General features: G+C 46.8%; 22 protein-coding genes. 16 read left to right on the top strand and 6 right to left on the bottom strand.

Annotation, left to right across the window (positions count from 1 at the left end; translation table 11 throughout):
* The first annotated feature begins 9 nt into the window (after positions 1-9).
* Positions 10-654, top strand: a complete 645-nt coding sequence (gene fucA, locus DI392_RS15375; RefSeq protein WP_109320577.1) for an L-fuculose-phosphate aldolase — start codon at positions 10-12, stop codon at positions 652-654.
* Between the two features lie 469 nt (positions 655-1123).
* Here the strand turns inward: fucA and DI392_RS15370 are convergent, their stop codons facing one another.
* Positions 1124-3040: an ABC transporter substrate-binding protein gene (locus tag DI392_RS15370; RefSeq protein WP_109320576.1), complete on the bottom strand. Its 1917-nt coding sequence runs from the start codon at positions 3038-3040 to the stop codon at positions 1124-1126.
* 429 nt (positions 3041-3469) lie between these two features.
* Between DI392_RS15370 and DI392_RS15365 the strand changes: the two genes are divergently transcribed.
* Complete coding sequence (locus DI392_RS15365; RefSeq protein ID WP_109320575.1) at positions 3470-4621, top strand: GGDEF domain-containing protein; 1152 nt, start codon at positions 3470-3472, stop codon at positions 4619-4621.
* 183 nt (positions 4622-4804) lie between these two features.
* On the opposite strand, the gene DI392_RS20050 is transcribed toward DI392_RS15365, so the two are convergent.
* The 4 genes from DI392_RS20050 to kdgK all read right to left on the bottom strand — a co-directional run bounded on the left by DI392_RS20050 (position 4805) and on the right by kdgK (position 7276).
* On the bottom strand, positions 4805-4945 hold the full coding sequence (locus tag DI392_RS20050; protein WP_109320680.1) for a PH domain-containing protein: 141 nt from the start codon (positions 4943-4945) through the stop codon (positions 4805-4807).
* A gap of 288 nt (positions 4946-5233) precedes the next feature.
* Positions 5234-5698, bottom strand: coding sequence for a NanQ anomerase/TabA/YiaL family protein (locus DI392_RS15355; protein WP_109320574.1), 465 nt, complete (start codon positions 5696-5698; stop codon positions 5234-5236).
* Positions 5699-5714: 16 nt separating this feature from the next.
* Positions 5715-6338, bottom strand: coding sequence for a bifunctional 4-hydroxy-2-oxoglutarate aldolase/2-dehydro-3-deoxy-phosphogluconate aldolase (locus DI392_RS15350; protein ID WP_109320573.1), 624 nt, complete (start codon positions 6336-6338; stop codon positions 5715-5717).
* An 11-nt stretch (positions 6339-6349) separates the two neighbouring features.
* On the bottom strand, positions 6350-7276 hold the full coding sequence (gene kdgK / locus DI392_RS15345) for a 2-dehydro-3-deoxygluconokinase (protein ID WP_109320572.1): 927 nt from the start codon (positions 7274-7276) through the stop codon (positions 6350-6352).
* A 220-nt stretch (positions 7277-7496) separates the two neighbouring features.
* On the opposite strand from kdgK, the gene DI392_RS15340 reads away from it, so the two are divergent.
* Complete coding sequence (locus DI392_RS15340) at positions 7497-8882, top strand: class II fumarate hydratase (protein ID WP_109320571.1); 1386 nt, start codon at positions 7497-7499, stop codon at positions 8880-8882.
* A gap of 51 nt (positions 8883-8933) precedes the next feature.
* Here the strand turns inward: DI392_RS15340 and norR are convergent, their stop codons facing one another.
* Positions 8934-10469, bottom strand: coding sequence for a nitric oxide reductase transcriptional regulator NorR (gene norR, locus DI392_RS15335; RefSeq protein WP_109320570.1), 1536 nt, complete (start codon positions 10467-10469; stop codon positions 8934-8936).
* Between the two features lie 194 nt (positions 10470-10663).
* Between norR and norV the strand changes: the two genes are divergently transcribed.
* The 13 genes from norV to DI392_RS15270 all read left to right on the top strand — a co-directional run bounded on the left by norV (position 10664) and on the right by DI392_RS15270 (position 21434).
* The gene (gene norV, locus DI392_RS15330) at positions 10664-12190 is read left to right on the top strand and encodes an anaerobic nitric oxide reductase flavorubredoxin (RefSeq protein WP_109320569.1); all 1527 of its coding nucleotides are present in this window, start codon (positions 10664-10666) and stop codon (positions 12188-12190) included.
* Entirely contained in the window at positions 12190-13332 is a 1143-nt protein-coding gene (gene norW / locus DI392_RS15325) for an NADH:flavorubredoxin reductase NorW (RefSeq protein WP_109320568.1), read from the top strand. Before norV ends, norW begins: the two co-directional genes overlap by 1 nt.
* Before the next feature lie 221 nt (positions 13333-13553).
* On the top strand, positions 13554-14108 hold the full coding sequence (locus tag DI392_RS15320) for a class I SAM-dependent methyltransferase (RefSeq protein WP_109320567.1): 555 nt from the start codon (positions 13554-13556) through the stop codon (positions 14106-14108).
* 148 nt (positions 14109-14256) lie between these two features.
* Positions 14257-15618 (top strand): sigma-54 interaction domain-containing protein, encoded by a 1362-nt coding sequence (locus DI392_RS15315; protein WP_109320566.1) that lies wholly within the window; start codon positions 14257-14259, stop codon positions 15616-15618.
* 297 nt (positions 15619-15915) lie between these two features.
* Positions 15916-16344: a NifB/NifX family molybdenum-iron cluster-binding protein gene (locus DI392_RS15310; protein ID WP_181388440.1), complete on the top strand. Its 429-nt coding sequence runs from the start codon at positions 15916-15918 to the stop codon at positions 16342-16344.
* Positions 16344-16598, top strand: coding sequence for a DUF5320 domain-containing protein (locus DI392_RS15305; protein ID WP_109320564.1), 255 nt, complete (start codon positions 16344-16346; stop codon positions 16596-16598). The genes DI392_RS15310 and DI392_RS15305 overlap by 1 nt, the downstream gene beginning before the upstream one ends.
* Positions 16595-16957 carry a NifB/NifX family molybdenum-iron cluster-binding protein gene (locus tag DI392_RS15300; RefSeq protein WP_109320563.1) on the top strand — a complete coding sequence of 121 codons (363 nt, stop codon included), beginning with the start codon at positions 16595-16597 and terminating at the stop codon, positions 16955-16957. Before DI392_RS15305 ends, DI392_RS15300 begins: the two co-directional genes overlap by 4 nt.
* 14 nt (positions 16958-16971) lie before the next feature.
* Positions 16972-17880: a damage-control phosphatase ARMT1 family protein gene (locus tag DI392_RS15295; protein ID WP_109320562.1), complete on the top strand. Its 909-nt coding sequence runs from the start codon at positions 16972-16974 to the stop codon at positions 17878-17880.
* On the top strand, positions 17877-18728 hold the full coding sequence (locus tag DI392_RS15290) for an ATP-binding protein (protein WP_109320561.1): 852 nt from the start codon (positions 17877-17879) through the stop codon (positions 18726-18728). Before DI392_RS15295 ends, DI392_RS15290 begins: the two co-directional genes overlap by 4 nt.
* Positions 18725-19603, top strand: a complete 879-nt coding sequence (locus tag DI392_RS15285) for an ATP-binding protein (RefSeq protein WP_109320560.1) — start codon at positions 18725-18727, stop codon at positions 19601-19603. The genes DI392_RS15290 and DI392_RS15285 overlap by 4 nt, the downstream gene beginning before the upstream one ends.
* A gap of 24 nt (positions 19604-19627) precedes the next feature.
* Positions 19628-19966, top strand: a complete 339-nt coding sequence (locus tag DI392_RS15280; protein ID WP_109320559.1) for a NifB/NifX family molybdenum-iron cluster-binding protein — start codon at positions 19628-19630, stop codon at positions 19964-19966.
* Between the two features lie 179 nt (positions 19967-20145).
* Entirely contained in the window at positions 20146-21000 is an 855-nt protein-coding gene (locus DI392_RS15275) for an MBL fold metallo-hydrolase (RefSeq protein WP_181388439.1), read from the top strand.
* Positions 21001-21020: 20 nt separating this feature from the next.
* Positions 21021-21434: a PaaI family thioesterase gene (locus tag DI392_RS15270; protein ID WP_109320557.1), complete on the top strand. Its 414-nt coding sequence runs from the start codon at positions 21021-21023 to the stop codon at positions 21432-21434.
* Positions 21435-21657 lie beyond the last annotated feature (223 nt).

The raw sequence follows: 21657 nt of genomic DNA, 5'->3' as shown, positions 1-21657 counted from the left end.
GAAATAGCAATGAACAGAGTAGAACAATCACAACAAATTATTGATACTTGTCTGGAGATGAACCGTCTGGGCCTGAATCAGGGCACAGCGGGCAATGTCAGCGTCCGTTATGAAGACGGTATGTTGATCACCCCATCCGGTATTGCCTACGATCAACTGACTGAAGAGAAAATTGTATTTGTCGACGCGGACGGCAAGGCTGAGGAGGGCAAGCTGCCTTCCAGCGAATGGCGCTTCCACCAGGCGGTCTACATGGCGCGCCCGGAGCTGAACGCCGTGGTGCATAACCATGCCATCAACTGCGCCGCTGTTTCCATCCTGAACAAGGCTATTCCTGCCATCCACTATATGATCGCAGCCGTCGGCGGCAACGACATTCCTTGTGTGCCTTATGCCACTTTCGGCACCGCTAAACTGTCTGAATACGTGGCTGAAGGCATTGCTAACCGTAAGGCTATCCTGCTGCAACATCACGGCCTGATCGCTGCCGAGGAGAATCTGGCTAAGGCGCTGTGGTTGGCTCATGAGTCTGAGGTGTTGGCTGAACTTTACCTCAAGCTGCTGGCAACGACAGATAATGTGCCGGTATTGTCGGATGAAGAGCTTGCCGTTGTGCTGGAGAAATTTAAATCTTATGGTTTGCGCGTAGAGTAAACCCGACGGCGGCGTTGGTTCCCTCGCTATACGCCGCTCATCCAGACTAACCCCACTTCTGTGTTTCCTCTTTTTATTTATTCTTATACCAATCCTATTTAGCACTATCTCTGATTACGGGAAAACTAGGGTCTCAGCTAGCCCGAGAGTTCCTCTTCCTCGCAAAACAGTATGGTTTATACCAAGCAGGAAAGTCTTTGATCTGAATGGATATGGCTCCACAAGTCACTCAAGACATCGCTGCCTGCTTTACCCGGGCATCCATACCCCGAATATGTTTGTTCCACTACATTGATTCAGGTAACTAGAAAATTTTTCCCAGGATGGCATTAGACATAGGCAGACGTAAAAAAAGCGCTTATTTATCGGGATAAATGAGCGCCTAAAATTAACATTGTAGAGAGTTAGTTATAGTTATTGCGAGTTTTTGTATTAGGATAAGGCCCCGGCCTTGCCGGGGCAAACTGTCTTATTTAGCTTCTTTCCACAACTGCGAAGTACGCATTGGGCCTGGAGAGGCGATGGAGTAAGAGTTAGGCACCACTGTATCGCTATTGCGTACATTGTTTTTGATTATCACGCCTTCATCCAAAGAAGAGACTGTACCGATGGTGTAGAAGTTCTCTTTGGAGATCTGGATGATCTCTTTCATCAGCTTGTTTTGTTCGTCCTGAGAAGCTGTGTCACCCATTTTTCTATATAGCTCGATTTGCTTTTTCACATGCGCCGGCGGCTCAACCGCAGTTGCATGGTTTTTGTCGCTCATCCAGTAGTAGTAACCAACACCCCAGGTGGAGGCAGGGTTTTGCACCGCATAGTTCGCGAACGTGTCTATTACGCCAATACCGCCATCGCCGCCAGCCGGCAATAGGTCATAGCTGTTATCGAGACGTTGCGTTTGCAAATATGAACCCTCAACAACGCGAATATCCAGGAAGATACCCACTTGGCGCCAGTCATTTTTGACCAGCTCAAGGATGTCTGTTTCCTCGCCTACAAAAGTTTGATTCATCAAGGCCTCAATACGAAGACGCTTACCTGTCTTATCCAGGCGATAGCCGTCATCGTCACGTTTGCTCAAGCCGATCGCGTCCAGCATCTTATTGGCTTTATCTGGGGCATACTCGGTAAATTGAGTGGCGAACTCTTCATCATAGAAAGCGGAACCTTCAGACGGCGCTGCCTGATAAGGTTCTACTACGCCGGAATACATGATTTCGCTGATCCCATCACGATCGATTGCGTGGGACAATGCGATACGGAAATCCTTATTGCTAAACAGCTCGCGCTTAACCAGATCCTTATGAGTTTGGTTAAGAGGTAAGACTAAGGCGTTCATCTTGGTGCTAGGGCGGAAGCCGTATTTATAGCCACCTTTCTTTTGGCTATCCATCATCATGGGGCGATAGACGGTTAGACCGATATGGCGGGTTTGGAAATCCGTTTCACCTGCGGCGGCGCGCAACACCATTTCCTCTTTATTCTCTGAATAGGAGAAATAAACACTATCCAGATAAGGCAATTGGTTGCCCGCTGTGTCTACCATCCAGTAATAAGGATTTCGCTCCCAGACTGCGTATTGTGTTTTTGGACCTGGTGGAACTTTCACTTTCCAGGCATTAATTGTCGGGCGATCCGGGTTGCTATAGTGTTCCGGGAAATAGATGGCACGACACTTGGTCTGAAAATATTGTTGCCAGTTATCAAAGCCATCTTTTTTAGCATTGGCTACCGCATCCTTATTATATTCAGGCAGAAACGATTTACAGTAATGAGCCGGGAACTGGACAATGTTAGAGCCATCTGTATTGGCCAGTTTACGGATAAACATGCCGTCTGGTTTAGCAAGGATGATCTTCACCGTGTGTTTGTTGATCACTTCAGCTCTGGCGTCTCCCACATTACGGGCAAAAAACGGACGGTTACCAGACCAGTCGCCACGGTTCATCAGATCGATATAAAAGGCGATATCTTCAGCGGTAAATGGGTGCCCGTCAGACCACTTCATGCCTTTGCGCAGGGTGATGGTGTATTCGGTCAGCTCTTTGTTTACCGTATAGCCGGTGGCCACGTTAGGCGCAATGCCGGTGTAAGTGCGGTTGAAGTTGAACAGGTTATCGTACTTCAGCATACGCATACGATGACCATTATCTTTCTTCAGACCCAGTAGCTTTAATTCCCCACCATATTGGCCGATAGATTCAATGGGTTCAACGACCAGCGGGTTTTCCGGCAGCCGTTTTTCCACTGCTGGCAGCGTTCCGGAGTTAACCAATTCAGCTAATTGTGGTGCTTCATTGTATGTAGCCGCTTGACTGGCAAAGGAGATTGCGAGCGTAACACTTGCTGCAACTTGGGTAACGAGGGGTAGGGCAGTATTTTTCACAGGGCACCTTTAATGTCTATTTCATGTCGAAAGTTCATACACGGCTTATCCGTGTTCGTCAGAGAATGAGTTAGCCACGAGGTTTATACAAACATTCCAAAACGATGTTTCAACTAATCTATTAGAGCCTGCATACCATGCAGTAGAATGACAGATGTTCTGCGAGTATTCTCTCAAAAAAAGGTTAAATAACCCCATCGGTCATGCCCATCCTTATTTACTTTTTGCCCGTTTATTGGAGAGTTAAGTTTATTCGGGCAATGGAAAATAAGGCTATGAGTGGTCAACAGTAACAAAAATATATTCCATCTGATCCCTATGAATATTGATGATGATCCTTAAACTGATCTGAGGTTTACTAAATTGACAAACCATGCAAATAAGCCATGATAATAAATATTTGAAGGGCTTGGTGTATAGAGAGACTCAATGATTAAGGTATTAATCCCTGTAAAAAAATTTGTTGACTATATTGTCAGACAGGGAGAATGCAACAGCGTCAACGAAGCTATTCGGTTGAAAAATTTTGCATGGCTGACACTGACAATGATTCCTTTAGGAATCACTTTTGCTGTACTCGATCTTTTTATGGGGCAATATGCTATTGCTCTCGTTGTCATCGTCTTCGAGCTTTTTATCATTGGTTGCCTCTTACATATTACGGTGAGTCATAAGCCTAATATTGCCTATCATGCGAGTAACGGCCTTTTTTTCCTTATGCTCTTATCTATTTCATTCTTAGAGGAAAAATATCAGGGAAAAGTGTTATGGGTGTACACATATCCTCTGTTCTGCATTTTTGTCTTTGGTGGTAAGAGAGGAACATTATGGAGCTCGCTTCTCTTTGTTTTCTTATTGGCCGGGTTAGATATTACCCATGGCTTGAAGACGATATATTCCGATAATTTTTGGGTTCGGTTTTCATTTACCTATTTTCTGGTGGTATGGATTACTGCATGGCTGGAAAATGATCGAAGAAGATACACAGCGGCACTGGAAAAAGAAAGAGAGTCATTAAAAAACGAAATCACCCAAAGGGCCCAACTTGAAGAACAACTCACCGTTCTGGCGCAAACGGATGGACTCACCGGACTATATAACCGCAACCATTACTGGGTGTTGACGACACAAGAGATCACTCGCTCTATGCGATACGATTTCCCATTGACACTCGCTATCATTGATGTCGATGATTTTAAATTTGTGAATGATACCTATGGTCACCCGACCGGCGATCATGTTCTCCAGTATTTAGCCACACTGTTTAAAAAACAACTTAGAAAATCAGATATCATCGGTCGTGTCGGAGGTGAAGAGTTCTCCATGGTTTTACCTCACGCCTCACTTGCTGAGGCCAAAATCATAATTGAGAGAATACATCAGGAACTTAGTCAGCACTTTTTCACCTCCAGAGGAGAAAAATTTACCGTGACGATAAGTACCGGGCTTTGTTCAATCGACAGTGAACATAAAGACATCGACCAGCTTTACTCTTCGGCGGATAAAGCATTATACCGTGCGAAACGAAACGGGAAAAACAGAGTAGAAGACTGTCTATCAACCATCACTGGCGAACATTAAAGGCTTATATTTATTAATTTCAATAAATTAAACAACGCAAAACTCGACTCGATATATTCGTGTGCTAAAGTGCCTTTCATCTTATTTATGGTTACAAGATTAACTAGCTAAAGTTACACATAATTAAGTTGACCTTTATTTGAATCTCCATAAGCCAGTGGTGTTACGCCCCTGGCTCTTTTTTTAAATGCCGGAACTTAACAGAGCGGCAACTTTCCGCATATCGGTTCCTTTCAGAAAACCAAACTCAAGCGTTCCCAGCCCGGATACCCAAAGCTTAAATTCACTCTCCAGATCAAAGGTACCTGCTGTTTCGACAGAAATGCGGTAGTTTTCCCCTGATTAACATGTAGTAAGATTATATTATTAATATAGTATATGCCATATATAACATATCAATATGTGTGCTTTACCAGGGTTATCAAATTAGGCTCAGGAAAATATTAAACTCTAAATAAATTAAATGGTTAAAATCTCGACATGTAGAACGAGTGTGATAAATTCTGCATCAACCGTTATATCCCAATGGTTACAAAACTTACTTAGATCTTAGTCAACTCTCGATGAGCCAGGTGCGGTTTGCACCTGGCTATTTTTTTCTCTATTTCCGGCTCAAGAGAAAATATCGTGAGGTATTTTAATGACGGCCTTTTTTATCGGCATTGGTTTATTTACTGCGCATTGCGGACGGTGGATCTGTTCAGGATAGAATACGACAAAGTCTCCGACGTAAAGGTCGATATAGTTTTCATGTGTCACATTCTCAATGAACAATACATCGTTCTCCAGCTTTTCAAGTGACTTGAATGAGTCATCCAGTTGATTGGAGTAACCAAAGCGTTCTTCACCTTCCAGCACTATTTGAATATCGATATATTTTTTGTGGATCTCGGCGGCACGCTCTTCGGTTGGTTCTGTGGTCGTTGCATTTATCATAACGAAAATGCGGTCATCCGTGAGTGCATACTTCCCTTCCGGATTGTTCTTTGCAATAACCACTGCTTCTTCTATACATTTACGCAACTTTGTGTAGGTATAGGGGATCAGCTCCAGCTGGTTGATATTGCCAAATAACATAAATAGTCCTCCGATATTAGCCGATGATAGCCGCTACTTCTGAGATGAGCTGTGCCAGTTCGTCCCAGCGTTCTTCGTCAATCAGGTTGTTTGGTACCATCCAGGTGCCGCCACAGGCCAGAACGGAAGGAATCGCCAGGTAGTCTTTGACGTTTTCTGGGTTTACACCACCGGTTGGCATAAAGTTAACCGGATAAACGGCTGATAGTGCTTTCAGCATGGCTGCGCCGCCGGAAGGCTCGGCAGGGAAAAACTTAAGTGTACGCAACCCCATTTCCATTGCTTGTTCTACCAGACTTGGGTTATTGATCCCCGGAACGATAGTCACGCCACGTTGTTGGCAGTATTTTACCGTTGTCGGGTTAAAGCCGGGACTGACAATAAAATCCACACCCGCTTCAATGGCCTGGTCGACCTGCTCGCTGGTTAATACCGTACCGGCACCAATCAGCATCTCAGGGTAGGCTTCGCGCATATTCTGAATGGCTTGAGCGGCCTCTGCGGTACGGAAGGTAACTTCTGCACATGGCAGACCATTTTCGATAAGTACCTGAGCCAGCTTAACCGCTTTTGCTGCGTCTTTGATAGCAATAACCGGGATGACTTTCAGTGCCTGAAGCTGTTGATTCAAATCTTTCACTCTGTTCTCCTTTAAATGTTCGGCATCGCGTCTTTCGGAATGATTGCACCACGATGTTGAATAACCGTTCCCGCCACCTTATGCCCGGAAGCGCCAGACTCTTCACATGATCCGCCAAGGATACGTTTTGCCAGATACCCGGCACTGAATGAATCTCCTGCAGCGGTCGTATCAACAACATTATCGATTCTGGCAGGAGCGACTTCGGTGGTTGTATTATCATGAATGATCAGACAGGTATCGCTTCCCCGTTTGATCACAATTTCTTTTACTCCCAGTGCCTGAGTCCTTGTGATGGCGTCCTGTTCGGATATATCTCCCCATAGTGCCTGTTCATCATCAAAGGTCAGGAATGCGGTGTCAGTGATACTCAGAGTCTGCTTATACCAATGTTGCGCCTCGTCTTTGCTTTCCCAGAGCGCCGGGCGGAAGTTGTTGTCAAACGCAATTGAGATACCATCATTATGGCAAAGTGTCAGTGCGTCAATAAGTGTCTGACGGCTGTCAGCAGGCAGTATTGCCAGGCTGATACCACTGAGGTAGATAAGCTGATGTTGGGCCAGTTCTTTTGCCAGAGCTTCCGGAGAAAAGTCTTTCAGCCAGAATTTAGCCGCGGCGTCATTACGCCAGTAATAGAAGCTACGTTCCCCATCGTCGGCAGTTTCAATGGCATACATCCCTGGGAGTTTATCGTCAGAAAGATAAACCATATCGGTATTAATCTGCTCATCTTGCCAGTTTTTCAGCATACCTTTACTGAACGGATCTTTGCCTAGTCCGGTAACGTAACAGACATGAACTCCGGATCCGAGAGTAAGCCGGGACAGGTAAATTGCAGTATTTAGGGTGTCACCGCCGAACCCCTGCTCGACTCCGGATTCGGTTTTTCTGAGCTCCACCATACATTCACCGATGATGGCAACGTTGTTAACGGACATTAGGTCTCTCCTTTTTCTTTGATAAATTCATTATCCTCATAGCGACATTAACAAGCAAATAAAATGAAATGCTGTTCCACAAATAATGTGATGATGGTTTTAATTTATCATAAGGAAGCGGCTATCATGACAAAGGTAGTCGGGTGTCAGGACGGTAATGAGCATCATTTGCTATGATTATTAATAGAAAAGATTGTCATTTGTATTGTTGGGGGCGAGCATGGAAATTAAATATCGGGTGGAAAAAGACAGCATGGGAGATGTCCATGTTCCGGAAGATGCGCTTTATCAGGCCCAGACACAGCGTGCAGTGAATAACTTTTCTATCAGTTCTCAGGTAATGCCTTCTGGGTTTATCCGTGCACTGGCGTTAATCAAACAGGCCGCAGCGATAACCAATCAGCAGCTTGGCCTCCTGGAAGACAACATTGCCGGAGCCATCAGCCATGCAGCGCAGGAGATCATTAATCACCAGCATCTGGAACATTTTCCTGTGGACGTGTATCAGACCGGGTCCGGAACCAGCTCAAATATGAATGCCAATGAAGTGATAGCGACATTAGCCAGCAGGGCGCTGGGAACAATCATCAGTCCCAATGACCATGTCAATATGGGACAGAGCAGCAATGATGTCGTCCCAACAGCTATTCAGGTATGTTCCGTTCTGGCGCTAGAGCAGGACTTATTACCGGCGCTTAAACACTTGATGGATGTCATTGCAGTGAAAAGAGACGAACTGGAATCGGTCGTCAAAACCGGACGCACGCACTTAATGGATGCGATGCCCATCAGGTTTGATCAGGAGTTGAGTGGCTGGCAGTACCAGATTCAGCATGGTAAACAGTCTGTGGAGGCGGGCCTGGGGACACTAAAAGCTCTGGCTCAGGGAGGCACCGCAGTGGGTACCGGCATTAATGCTCATCCTGAGTTTGCCCGGCGGTTTGCACAGAACCTTTCCCACTCGACGGGAACAGGCTTTACCGTAAGTGAAAATTATTTTTTTAACCTGAGTAGTCAGGATTCCGTCGTCGCGCTATCCGGACAGATGAAGACGGTGGCTGTGGCTCTGATGAAGATTGCTAATGATCTGCGCTGGATGAACTCTGGCCCTCTGGCCGGACTGGGAGAAATTGAGCTTCAGGGTTTACAGCCCGGCTCTTCGATTATGCCGGGTAAGGTCAATCCGGTGATCCCGGAGGCGGTAGCGATGGCCTCTGCTCAGGTTATCGGTAATGATACGACGATCACAATTGCAGGTCAGTCCGGTAACTTTCAGTTGAACGTGATGTTGCCGGTGATTGCTTATAACATTCTGGAGAGTATTGGGCTGCTGAGTAACAGTGCCCGTTCTCTGGCCGATCAGGCAATAGCCACATTTACGGTCCGCTACGATAACGTGTCTGCTCCTTTGAAAAAGAACCCGATTCTGGTGACCGCACTTAATCCGGTGATCGGTTACCTGAAGGCGGCTGATATTGCCAAAAAGGCTTATCAACAGAACCGGGCAATTATTGATGTAGCAGAAGAAGAAACAGAGTTGTCACGCAAAGAGTTGCTAAAGTTACTCAATCCAGAGGCGCTAAGCCGGGGTGGGGTGGTTAAATAGTGTCAGAGAGTCAGGCACAGTATCCGATGGACTGCGCCTGATTCTGTTCGTCTATTTTAATTGTAAACGCTTAGCTAGCCGGTGCAGGTTACCATTATCCAGCTTAAGCTGACGGGCTGTCGCAGCCCAGTTGTAATGGTTGTGCTTATAGCACTGCTCAATCAGCTCTTTCTGGAATGCTTCCGTTGCGGACTTTAGTCCAAAATCTTCATTATAATCAAAGGTATTACTATCGATTTCTGCAGGGGTAATGTCGATGGCCTGGTGGTGGTCAGAAATCAGCAGATGCTCTGTTTGTAATAAGAGATCCCCATCTTTTTCTTCGGCTTTTGCCATCACAGCGGCTCGGCTAATAACATGTTCCAGTTCCCGGATGTTTCCCGGCCAGTGATATGCCTTAATGGTGGAAACCAGTTTGTCATCCAGCCTGATGGTATTCAGACCCAGTTTATTGCGGCACTGCTCAGCAAAAAATCCAGCCAGTAATACAACATCATTCTCCCGCTCTCGTAGTGGCGGAACAGGCAGGGGAAATACACTTAGCCTGTGGTAGAGATCCGCGCGAAACCGGCCTTCTTTTACTTCCTCATGCAGGCTGCGATTGGTTGCAGCTACGATTCGGGTTTTAACCCGAATATGCCGGTCATCACCGACGCGCTGAATATCCCCGTATTGTAAAGCCCGTAACAATTTAGCCTGTAAAGCTAAGGACAGCTCGCCGACCTCATCCAGAAATAGCGTGCCATTATCTGCCAGCTCAAATTTCCCTTTACGATGACTGATAGCCCCGGTAAAGGCACCTTTTACGTGGCCGAATAACTCACTTTCAGCAACAGATTCAGGGAGGGCAGCACAGTTCAGATAGACCAGATTCTGGTTCGCTCTGGGAGAATGATAATGGATAGCGCTGGCAACCAGTTCTTTACCAACACCAGTCTCGCCGGTAATTAACACGGTCAGATCAGTCGCCGCTACGGCGTCTATTTGTGACCGAAGCTCGTTCATTACTGTAGACGTTCCTATCATCTCCTGCTTGATGTTGTGTTTTTCTGTCAGGGGCTCATGGCTGACGACAGCTTGCTTTTCCAACTGTTGTAACAGTAGGGCGGTATGCAGGCCACTGGCAGCGAGGGCACTGATGATCCGCAGATCATCATCAGAAAAATTATTAAATTGCTCCGGGTCGAAGGCATCAATGGTAATTGCGCCGATAAGCCGTTCATCGATAGTCAGAGGCAGGCCAATACAGGAGTGCACATGCAGTTTATCTTCGTGATTAGGGATCAGGCCGTCATAAGGGTCCGGAAGCGTGCTGTCTGAGGGGAAACGCACAATATCTCCGGCACGGGCGATGGCTTCTAATCTGGGATGGAAGGTTAAATCAAAGCGTCGGCCAAAGACTTCATCCGCCAGTCCATTAATCGCCAGTGGGGTAAATTGTTGATCCTGAAAAAGCAATAGAGCAGAGGCATCACAATTCAGAGTATGACGGATAGTGGTAAGGAGCCGGTCAAATCTATCCTGATTGGAAAGGCTGGAATTCAGATCGAGTGCAATCTGAAGCCACTGTCTGGATACGCTATTCATGTTGATCTCCGGAATGTGTCTATTTGACTATGATAGGTGTCTTTAGGACATATATCAATAGTGTCAATATGACAGTGCATTAATAGTTTTAAATTTAAAAATGCTTATAAAACAATGAGATATATTTTGGCACGCTAACTGCTATTACAGAATAACAATTAAGACGAACGATTTATCTGTAACAGGAGTAAACCATGACCATTCATGTAAAGAACAATATTCATTGGGTTGGCCAGCGTGACTGGGAAGTTCAGGATTTTCACGGTACCGAATACAAAATGACGAAGGGGACTAGTTATAACAGCTATCTGATCCGGGAAGAAAAGACGGTTCTTATTGATACGGTAGACCACCGTTTCAGCCACCAGTTTTTGCTGAATCTGGAGATGGAAATAGATTTGAACGAGATTGATTTTGTGGTGGTAAACCACGCTGAGGAAGATCACTCTGGGGCCTTGTCTGCGTTAATGGAGAAAATTCCCGGTACACCGATTTACTGTACTGAAGCGGCCATCGATTCCATTGTCGGACACCATCATCATCCGGAATGGAACTTTAACACGGTTAAAACCGGCGACACGATCGATATCGGTAATGGAAAACAGCTTATCTTTATTGAAGCCCCTATGCTGCACTGGCCGGACAGCATGATGACTTATCTGACCGGTGATGCCGTACTGTTTAGTAATGATGCCTTCGGTCAGCATTATTGCGATGAACATTTATTCAATGATGAAGTGGATCAAAATGAATTGATGGACCAGTGTCTGCGTTACTATTCCAATATCCTGACGCCTTTCAGTCATTTGGTTACCGCAAAAATTAAAGAAGTGCTGAGCTTTAATGTGCCGGTGGATATGATCGCCACATCCCATGGCATTGTATGGCGTGACAACCCGACACAGATCGTTCATCAGTATCTTGAATGGGCGGATAATTATCAGGAAGATCGCATTACGATTTTCTACGATTCCATGTCGAACAATACCCGAATGATGGCCGATGCGATCGCTCAGGGGATTCATGATGTGGACCCCAAAGTTGCGGTGAAAGTGTTTAACGTTTCCAAACACGATAAGAACGAAATTCTGGCGAATGTGTTTCGCTCTAAGGGGCTTTTTGTTGGCTCATCCACGATGAATAATGTGATGATGCCGAAGGTCGCCGGTATGCTGGAGGAAATCACAGGTCTTAGGTTTAAAGGAAAGAAAGCGGCTGCGTTCGGGAGTTATGGCTGGAATGGCGGGGCCGTGGATCGTATCCATGCCCGATTGACGGATGCAGGGTTTGAGACGGCGTTAAGCCTGAAGACCAAGTGGCGTCCAGATGGTAAAGCCATGCGGGAATGCCGGGAACATGGCCGTCAGATAGCTCGTCTGTGGGCAGTATCCGATACTGGACTCGCAAAAGCGGCAACAGACTCCGGACAATCTGAGCCTGTGCCAGCAACACCAGCCGTGAGTGAACTATTACCACAAGAGAAACACCAGACAGCACAAGAGAAACACCAGACAGCACAGGAAAAACACCCGGATGACTGCCAGTGCATGATCTGCACAGTATGCAACTGGGTTTATTATCCGGACATTGGCGAGCCGAATCAGGGTGTAGAGCCGGGAACAGCCTGGAGCGATGTACCGGATTACTTCCTGTGCCCGGAATGCAACTTGGGCAAGGATGTCTTTGCTGACCACAATAAAAGCAGTGAGGAGGCCGCCTGATGACCAACCCTCTGATCATCATTGGTAGCGGCTTTGCCGCTTACCAACTGGTAAAAAATATACGCCGCCAGAACAGCGAACTGCCTGTCCAGGTATTTACGGCTGACAGTGGCGATGAGTATAACAAACCGGATCTTAGTCATGTTTTTACCCGAAAACAGACAGCTGAAGATCTTGTTTCTACGCCCGGAAACGTATTCGCTGAGCAGCAGCAGATAGAGCTGTTCTGTTATACCAGAGTAGAGAGCATTGACCCAGCAGCTCACAGTATTATTGCTGATGGGAAGTGTTATCCATACTCCAGATTAGTATTTGCCACCGGTGCTCAGTCGTTTGTTCCTCTACTTAGTGGGAATGCAACGGGTGACATTGTCACGTTAAACAGTCTGCAGGAATATCGGGATGCACATCAACGTATTGTCCGGGCTGAACGTGTCCTGATTATGGGAGGAGGTCTGATTGGTGTTGAACTGGCCCTGGATATGCTTACTTCCGGCAAACAGGTACATATTATTGAGCCGGGGATGCACCTGCTGTCTAACCTGATACCCGGATTTCTGAGTACACCACTGGAGTGTTACCTGCGTAGTAAGGGCATGCAGGTAGACTGTCTGGATTATGTTACAGAAATGAACCGTCGCAGTGCCAGCCTGTCGGTACAAACCAGTAGAGGTGTCAGCTATGACACGGATTGTGTTATCTCTGCGGCGGGTCTGACTCCCCGGACCGAGCTGGCGAAGAAAGCCGGACTCGCGGTGAACCGTGGCATCGTGGTTGATAACCGGCTGCGTACATCGGTGAAAGACATTTATGCGCTGGGGGACTGCGCAGAAATTGAAGGTAAAATAATGGCATTCCTGCAGCCCATTGTTCTCAGTGCCAATATTCTCGCTAAGCAATTGCTTACCAGTGAAGGTGAGCTGGGCTTGCCTGCCATGATGGTCAAAGTGAAAACGCCTGGTTACCCGATCCAACTTGGCGGATCATTTGAGTCAGCAGTAGAGTGGCAGGTTAACCATACAGAGCAGGGAACGGTTGCCAGAGCGTATGATCAGAATAATCGCATGACTGGATTTGTTGTGACTCAGGAACAGGTAAATCAGGCATTTCCGCTATTACGGGAAGTGCAGACGGCACGTTAGTGAGGCTGAGGCGTTCAGATCTGATCGATGCGGGTAGTGCTAGTGAAGTGTCATAATGACAGCGTTGTGTCTTTTTAACACTTGTTCTTGATGTGAAAAAGACGCGATCACTCGTCTGCCAGATAATAATAATATTAAAAACAAAGAGATAGAGTATGGCATGTTTCGTGCTATACAGACGGTATACTCTAGAACGAAGTAAAGTGAGGAAGACATCCGTTATGGGGATCAGCTTTTCAGAACCAGAAAGACTAAAAGAAATTTTTGATGCAGAACATCGGGAAGAGTGGCAGAAAACCAGCCATATCATGAGCTCGCTTGCACTAAGAGAAAATGAAGTTATTGCCGATATTGGAGCAGGTACAGGGTATTTCTCCAATCTATTTTCACAGACAATTAAAAGCGGAAAGGTTTACGCTATCGACTGTGAACCGAATATGGTGGCTTATATGAAAAACCGCTTTAGTGAGTCTGGTTTTGCTCACCTGACCGTGGTTCAGTCCGAGGCTGATGACCCTTGTATTCCGGCTGGTGTTAATACGGTTTTTCTGGCGAATACCTACCGTTTTATCCTGAAGAGGAATGAATTTCTACAAAAAATGCGTGAACAGACCGCTCCGGGAACCCGTTTTGTTTTTGTTGATTTTAAAGGCAGTCATGCAAGGGTATCACCGCAGATGGCGATGGATGAAGTGCAGGGAGCCGGATTTAAGGTGCTGAATTTTGATGCTGAAGGGTGTCCGGACCACTATATTCTGACGTTTTCTGCAGCTTAAGCCTTTTCATTTTTATCTGCTGTTATTTCACGGCTGTGCTCTTTGGGAGCGCAGCTTTTTTTATATGGGCTCTTATCTTTTACATTAGTATCCATCGGGTGACCTGTGGTAGGTTAATTGGGATAATAAACCGATACGGAAAAGCATAATGACCCCTTGTTTACCTGCGATGACCAAAGACATTCTGGAAAGTATTTCAGATGGCGTTTTCACGGTTGATAAACAGTGGCGTATCAGTTTTTTTAACCGGGCGGCGGAAGAGATCACCGGTATTTCCAGAGAAGAAGCTTTAGGAAAGCTCTGCTCCGAGGTGTTTAAATCCAGTATGTGCGAGTCTGATTGCGCATTGCGAAGCACTCTGAGTGACGAAACGCCTATCGTCAACAAACCCTGCTTTATTATTGATGCCGAAGGTGAACGGATCCCTATTTCTGTGTCTACCGCAGTGCTTAAAGATGCGGAAGGGCGGATCATTGGTGGGGCTGAAACCTTTCGGGATCTGAGTGAAGTTGAGGCACTGAGAAATGCGTTGAAAGGACGTTCTCAGGCGGGGGATTTTATTAGTCACAGCCCGGTTATGCGGAATCTGTTCGAGCTGTTGCCTGCCATAGCGACAAGCCCGAGTACTGTACTTATTCAGGGAGAAACGGGTACAGGTAAAGAGCTTCTGGCGCGGGCGATCCACGACATGAGTCCACGTGCTGAGAAACCTTTTATTGCAGTGAATTGCGGAGCCCTACCGGATAATTTGCTGGAATCAGAACTGTTTGGTTATAAAAAAGGGGCATTTACCGGAGCGATTCAGGACAAGCCGGGACGTTTTGCGTTGGCCGATGGAGGAACCCTGTTTCTGGATGAAATCGGGGAGATCAGTCCGGCGCTTCAGGTTCGGTTACTTCGTGTATTACAGGAACAGGTTTATGAGCCGCTTGGGGCTGTAAAACCGGAAACAAGCAGTGCGAGAATTATCGTAGCGACTTATCGGGATTTGATGCAGATGGTGGCTAGTAGTGAATTCAGGCAGGATCTGTACTACCGGATCCATGTGGTGGATCTGAAATTGCCTCCGCTCCGGGACCGTAAGGAAGATATTCCTCTGTTGGTGGATCAGTTTATCGGTAACTTTAATCGGTTGCAGAAGCGTTCTGTCCAGGGGGTCACACCGGAAACACTTTCGTTACTGATGGCTCACGACTGGCCGGGTAATGTCCGTGAACTGGAAAATACGATTGAAAGAGCTTTTGTTCTCTGCTCAAACGACAAGATCGGCCCGGCCCATTTGCCAGTGGAGTTCGGCGGAAAAGCAGTACAAACCAAGTCAAACGAAGATATTAGTTCAGTGCGGGAGGTGGCTGAAAAACAGTCTATTCAGGCAGCTTTAAAACGTAATCATTATAACCGGGCAGCGACAGCCAGAGAGCTTGGTATACATAAAACAACGTTGTACCGTAAAATGAAATCCTTAAAGATTCCGTTTCCGCAGCAGAATGGCCGTAACCGGCTTATTTAATATCAAAAACTACAGGCATATCAGGCAATCCACTGAAAGCTGATAAGAGTGATGACCGTCAACATCTGTACGGCTATTAATTTAATCCTCGAATACCAATTAATTTGATGGTTGCAATCATTGCAGCCATGGAACGACATGCATTCATAATGGTTGCGATTTTGCAACCATTACAATTCCTTTCCATTTCTTGCGTCGATAATTTCCCTTATATATCAATAAAATAAAAAATAATCTTGGACTTTTGTAATCTGGAACGCTTGTTGCTCTATATAAGTATCAGCAATGGAGTCCAGCATGAAAGTAGCATTAACAATTTGGAATAACCGAATATCCCCAGTGTTTGATGTTGCCGGGCATGTACTCCTATTGGAGGCAGAGCAAAAAGAGATCCTGCACCAGCAGGCATTCGATTTACCGGTAGATTCAGTGATGAATAAACTGACATTTTTATCTGCACAGAAAGTTGACTTGCTGATATGTGGGGCTATTTCCCGTTCGTTACAGTTCGCTATCGAAGAAAGCGGCATAAAGGTTTACCCGTTCTGTTCCGGTGAAGTCAGTGAATTGATTAAGGCCTGGCAGGACGATCAGTTAGAGCAGGCATGTTTTGCCATGCCCGGCTGTGGCATGGGGCGGCGCAGAGGTAACAGAGGCCGGGGAAATAGCTGTCGGAGTACCGACACATCGTGTCGAAGACAGAATCAGAGAAACAGGAGGCAGTAATGCCTGGATATGATAAAACCGGTCCTATGGGTAACGGACCAAAAACAGGTCGTGGTCTTGGTGTCAGCGTGGCAGACAACAATCAAGAACAAAACGGTAATGTTCCGCAATGTAACCGGATGAGACGACGCAGAAATAGGCAAGACGGTACTGGCGGAAGACGCTGTGGCAGAGGACAAGGTGCCGGTGTCGGAAGAGGTCAGGGACGCAATCGCGCAGCTCAGGGTCGTAAAGGCATGGGGCAGGGACTATGAAAATCGTTTTAACCACCTCTTCTGCCACTCTTGATGGTGATTTAGACAAACGTTTTGGCCGGGCACCCGGGTTTCTTATTTACGATACTGAGCAGCAAAGCTGTGAGTTCGTTGATAATGAGCAGAACCTGAATGCGGCGCAGGGCGCTGGTATTCAGGCGGCTCAGAATATTATTTCAACAGGAGCTAAGCATCTGATCACCGGCTTCTGTGGGCCGAAAGCATTTAAGGTGCTGCAGAGCGCCGGTGTAAAAATCTACGATACTGATGCGGTCAGCCTGAAAGAGTGTATTGAGTTGTTTAACAGCGGCAAGCTCACAGAAATCAACAGTGCGAATGCTGAATCTCATTGGGGTTAACACAGGGGGAATGCATGAGAAGTAGCCTGGATTGTATACCCTGTTTTATACGGCAGTCTCTGGAGGCCGGTCGGCAGATTTGTCACGATGAAGCCCGGACAGGTCATGCTCTGCGTCGTATTTTACGCAAGGTATCAGAGTTTGATTTAAACCTGTCTCCACCAGAAATGGGGCAGGAGATCCATCGTATTCTGCGTCAGGAAGTGGGATGTGATGACCCTTATCTGCAAATTAAAAAAGATTCAACTCAGCTAGCGTTAGCGATGGCTCCTCAGGCCCGAGCCCAGATAGAACAGAGTGATAACCCGTTTGAAGCGGCGCTTCGTTTTGCTATTGCCGGCAATATTCTGGATTTCGCGCTAGCTTCAGCCTGGGATGACGACAAGATACAGGCTTCGTTCGAGCAGGCTCTGCGACACTCTGTCGACACGGATATGGTTGCCCGCTTGAGACAAGCTCTCAGTGGCGCGCAGAACGTTCTTATTCTGGCAGATAATGCGGGTGAAACTGTGTTTGATCGGTTGCTTATTGAACAGCTACCGGAGCATCTGAACGTGACTTATGCCGTTAAAGGGTCACCGGTCATTAATGATGCTGTGGCGGCTGATGCGATTGAAGCCGGAATAGACACTGTTGCCACCATCATTGATAACGGCACCGATGCGCCCGGTACATTGCTGCATCACTGCTCATCCTCGTTTGTTGAACAGTATCATTCTGCAGATATCGTCATCGCCAAAGGGCAGGCTAATTTTGAAACCCTGAACACCGCCGACAGAGAAGTCTACTTCCTGACTCAGATTAAATGCCCGGTTATCGCCAGAGCTTATGATTATCAGGTGGGAGACTGGATCGTTACGACGACACCTGAGTTGGCAAAAGGTCAGGATACCGTGACCGAAAATACAGGAAAAGACCGATGAAATTAGCCATAGCTTCTGGAAAAGGGGGCACCGGGAAAACAACGGTGTCCGTCGCTCTGGCTCTGTCGGCCGGTAAGGACGTGATGTATCTGGATTGTGATGTGGAAGAGCCGAATGGAAAGCTGTTCCTTCATCCGGAAATTGATGCCACTGATACGGTGTCAGTCCCGGTTCCTGTCGTTAATCGTGAACTCTGCAACGGTTGTGGTGACTGTTCCGATATCTGTGAGTTTAATGCCATTGTTTCTCAGGGAGAGTATGCCATCGTTTTTCCTGAGCTCTGCCATAGCTGTGGCGGGTGTATGTACGCCTGTCCTGAAAATGCCATTACTGAAGAAATGCATCCTATCGGCTCGCTGATTCACGGACGAGCAGGAAAGGTTCAATACGTTGAAGGTGTGCTGAATATCGGGGTGGCCATGGCAACACCGCTTATCAAAGCCGTGAAAGAGCGTGCCACTGAGGATGGGTTGTCGATCATTGATTCCCCGCCGGGCACGTCCTGCTCCATGGTAACAACGGTGCGTGATGCCGATTTTGTTCTGCTGGTAACGGAACCGACGCCATTTGGTCTGCATGACTTGAAAATTGCGGTTAAGACCGTCGAAGAGTTAGGTCGTCCGTTTGCTGTGATCATTAACCGTTTTGACCAAACCGATAACTGCGTGGATGTGTTTTGTCAGGAAGAAGGCATTGCTGTTTTACTGCGTATTCCGGAAAACCGGAAAGTCGCTGAGGTCTATTCGCGTGGAGAACCTCTGTTGTCAGCGCTACCTGAATTGAAATCTGACTTTCAGCTGATGTTGTCAGCGATAGAAGACGGGTTGAGAGCAGGAGAAAACGGATGAAAGAGATTATCGTTCTGAGCGGTAAAGGTGGCACGGGTAAAACCAGCCTGACTGCCTCCTTTGCTTCTCTGGCAGAAAAGGCTGTATTAGTCGACTGTGATGTTGATGCGGCTGATCTGCACCTGATCCTTAAACCGGACATCAGAGAAAAGCATATTTTTACCAGTGGTCATGAAGCATCAATTCGTACAGCAGACTGTTCTCAATGTGATTTGTGCACTGATTACTGCCGGTTCGGAGCCATTGTCCGTGATGAAGACAGTGGTGAGTACAGCGTCGACCCTGTTGCCTGTGAAGGCTGTGGCGTGTGTGTGCATTTCTGCCCGGATCACTGTATCGATTTTCCTGATCGCGAATGTGGTGAGTGGTATCAGTCCGACACCCGGTTCGGTCCCATGGTTCATGCCCATCTGGGGATTGCCGCTGAAAACTCGGGCAAACTGGTGAGTCTGGTTCGCAGTGAGGCAAAGAAAAAAGCGCAGGAGACCAAAGCAAATTTACTGCTGGTGGATGGCCCTCCGGGGATCGGCTGTCCGGTGATTGCATCCATTACCGGTGCGGATCATCTGGTACTGGTGACTGAGCCGACCTTATCCGGTAAACACGATATTGAACGGGTATTGGAGCTGGCCAGACATTTCGGACTTCCTGTCTCTTTATGTGTGAATAAATGGGATATCAACCCATCGGTAGCTGATGAGATTGAGACGCTGGCACGAACTTACCGGGCCACTATTCTGGGGCGAGTCAGCTATGACAAGCGTATCACAGAAGCTCAGATTGCCGGAAAAAGTGTGATTGAGATGGGCGACAGCCTCGTCTCGCAAGAAATTCAAACTATCTGGAAGCAGGTGCAGGACATCGCCTGTATTTAAGTAGTAAAACTAAAGGGAAATAGAATGAAAATAGCCATTCCAGTAGCTAATGGGCTACTAAACTTACATTTTGGTCACTGCAAGAGCTTTGCGCTGTTAGACGTGGATCTGGACAACAAACAAATCACGGCAAGAACGGATATTGATGCGCCGCCGCATGAACCTGGACTGCTGCCGGCCTGGTTGGGTGAGAAGAGCGTTGATCTTGTGATCACCGGGGGAATGGGTCAGAAAGCGAAACAGCTTTTCGAAGCGCAGTCCATTAAGGTTGTGGTAGGGGCACCGTCAGAAACACCGGAAGCTCTGGTTCAGTCTTATATGGGCGGAACGTTAGTCTCTGGTGCGAATGCCTGCGATCATTAGAGTGAGTTGATCTGTATCACCAGACGAACATCGAACACAGACACGCATAAATACGTCCATGTAGCTCTGCCTCGCCATCCTTGGCGAGGAAGGTCTGTTTATCGATATTCGTCTGGCGTTGTTATTGATGCAGTATTATCAGGACAGTTTGTTCGGACATATATTTCTGGATATAAATCGTGGTTAAAGATCTTAAATTTCGTATTTTAATTGATAACACCAGTAACGCCGGGCTTTTAACGGAGCACGGTTTTGCTTTGTGGGTGGAATGTGACGATAAGATTATTCTGTTCGATACCGGGCAGAATACAGACAATAGTGGCATTCTGTTTAAAAACGCTGAAGCACTCGGGTGTGATCTGGCGAAAGTGGACATGCTGGTGCTCAGTCATGGTCACTACGATCACACCGGAAGCATCAGTGAATTTCTGGCTATCAATCCTACGGTAAGCGTGGTGTGTCATCCGCAGGCTCTGCTGGCGCAGCGCTACAGTATTTATCCGGATAAGGCACCAAGGCAAATTGCCATGCCGGAAAAACACCGACTGGCGATTCAGTCACTGCCGGATGAGCAGGTTCGTTTACTATCGGAAGCTGAACACCTGTTTCCGGGCGTCGGCTTTTCCGGAGCCATACCCAGAAAACACCAACAGGAAGACACCGGCGGACCATTCTTTCTGGACGAGGCAAAGATTACCCCTGATCTTATTCACGATGATATCTCCATGTGGTTCGAGACTGAGCAGGGGCTGGTTATTTTAACCGGTTGCTGCCACTCCGGTCTGATCAATACAGTTCAGCATATTCAATCTGTCACCAGAGAGCAAAAAATCGCCGGTATCATCGGAGGTCTGCACCTTAACCGGGCTTCTGAACAAAGGTTGCAGGTTACCTGCGATGCTCTGACCGACTGGCAGCCGGAATTTATTATTCCTTGTCACTGTACCGGAGAAGTGGCTATTGATTTTCTGAAGGCGTATTTGGCAGAGAAAATCATAGATGGTGGTAGTGGTTTGATTAAGAAAGTGTGCTGAACGAAAGGGGGAGAATAAAAATGAATGATTATCACGCAGCGAGGCAATCGCACACCAGCTGTATGGTGTGTGGTCAGCCTGAGAATAATCCTGACTCGCTACAACTGGCATTTGAAAGTGATGTAGAAAAAAGAGTATCGACAACGTTTGAGGTAACTGAGCGCCATCAGGGCTACGATGGCCTGCTGCATGGCGGCATGACAAGTACATTGCTGGATGCGGCAATGACCCATTGTCTGTTTATACATGGAATTCAGGCCCTAACAGCAGAACTGGTGGTACGTTTTATGGCTCCAATACCTGTGGGAGCAGAGCTTGTCGTGTCTGCAGAATTGACGGGGCAGCGACGAGGTATTTATCAGCTGGAAGGTTCTATTACGCACAATCAAAAAGCTCTGGCCCGTGCGACTTCAAAGTTTATTCAGCCTAAATAAAAAATGTAATCTTATAACACATACAGTGTGCCATTAGTTACCTATGGCTTTCTGTGGATTGTCGCTTTCTGATATAAAGGTCATTGACATTAATTATTAGCATATGCTAATTTTCTGTTTTTGGCATATGCTAATAAATTAAGATGGAGAGATTGTATTGTGACTAATGGCAGTTATTCATCTTAAGGTATTGAAAAACAAAATTTAGTTAAATATGGGTAGA

The organism is Vibrio albus (genome assembly GCF_003144035.1).
Lineage (GTDB): Bacteria > Pseudomonadota > Gammaproteobacteria > Enterobacterales > Vibrionaceae > Vibrio > Vibrio albus.
The sequence above is the reverse complement of the archived record's forward strand: the minus strand, read 5'-3'. Positions and strand labels throughout refer to the sequence as shown.

Excerpts from the sequence above, each read along its gene's own strand:
- fucA (WP_109320577.1), top strand. The coding sequence starts at position 10 with ATGAACAGAGTAGAACAATCACAACAAATTATTGATACTTGTCTGGAG.
- DI392_RS15365 (WP_109320575.1), top strand. The coding sequence starts at position 3,470 with ATGATTAAGGTATTAATCCCTGTAAAAAAATTTGTTGACTATATTGTC.
- DI392_RS15355 (WP_109320574.1), bottom strand. The coding sequence starts at position 5,698 with ATGTTATTTGGCAATATCAACCAGCTGGAGCTGATCCCCTATACCTAC.
- kdgK (WP_109320572.1), bottom strand. The coding sequence starts at position 7,276 with ATGTCCGTTAACAACGTTGCCATCATCGGTGAATGTATGGTGGAGCTC.
- DI392_RS15340 (WP_109320571.1), top strand. The coding sequence starts at position 7,497 with ATGGAAATTAAATATCGGGTGGAAAAAGACAGCATGGGAGATGTCCAT.
- norR (WP_109320570.1), bottom strand. The coding sequence starts at position 10,469 with ATGAATAGCGTATCCAGACAGTGGCTTCAGATTGCACTCGATCTGAAT.
- norV (WP_109320569.1), top strand. The coding sequence starts at position 10,664 with ATGACCATTCATGTAAAGAACAATATTCATTGGGTTGGCCAGCGTGAC.
- norW (WP_109320568.1), top strand. The coding sequence starts at position 12,190 with ATGACCAACCCTCTGATCATCATTGGTAGCGGCTTTGCCGCTTACCAA.
- DI392_RS15320 (WP_109320567.1), top strand. The coding sequence starts at position 13,554 with ATGGGGATCAGCTTTTCAGAACCAGAAAGACTAAAAGAAATTTTTGAT.
- DI392_RS15315 (WP_109320566.1), top strand. The coding sequence starts at position 14,257 with ATGACCCCTTGTTTACCTGCGATGACCAAAGACATTCTGGAAAGTATT.
- DI392_RS15310 (WP_181388440.1), top strand. The coding sequence starts at position 15,916 with ATGAAAGTAGCATTAACAATTTGGAATAACCGAATATCCCCAGTGTTT.
- DI392_RS15305 (WP_109320564.1), top strand. The coding sequence starts at position 16,344 with ATGCCTGGATATGATAAAACCGGTCCTATGGGTAACGGACCAAAAACA.
- DI392_RS15300 (WP_109320563.1), top strand. The coding sequence starts at position 16,595 with ATGAAAATCGTTTTAACCACCTCTTCTGCCACTCTTGATGGTGATTTA.
- DI392_RS15295 (WP_109320562.1), top strand. The coding sequence starts at position 16,972 with ATGAGAAGTAGCCTGGATTGTATACCCTGTTTTATACGGCAGTCTCTG.
- DI392_RS15290 (WP_109320561.1), top strand. The coding sequence starts at position 17,877 with ATGAAATTAGCCATAGCTTCTGGAAAAGGGGGCACCGGGAAAACAACG.
- DI392_RS15285 (WP_109320560.1), top strand. The coding sequence starts at position 18,725 with ATGAAAGAGATTATCGTTCTGAGCGGTAAAGGTGGCACGGGTAAAACC.
- DI392_RS15280 (WP_109320559.1), top strand. The coding sequence starts at position 19,628 with ATGAAAATAGCCATTCCAGTAGCTAATGGGCTACTAAACTTACATTTT.
- DI392_RS15270 (WP_109320557.1), top strand. The coding sequence starts at position 21,021 with ATGAATGATTATCACGCAGCGAGGCAATCGCACACCAGCTGTATGGTG.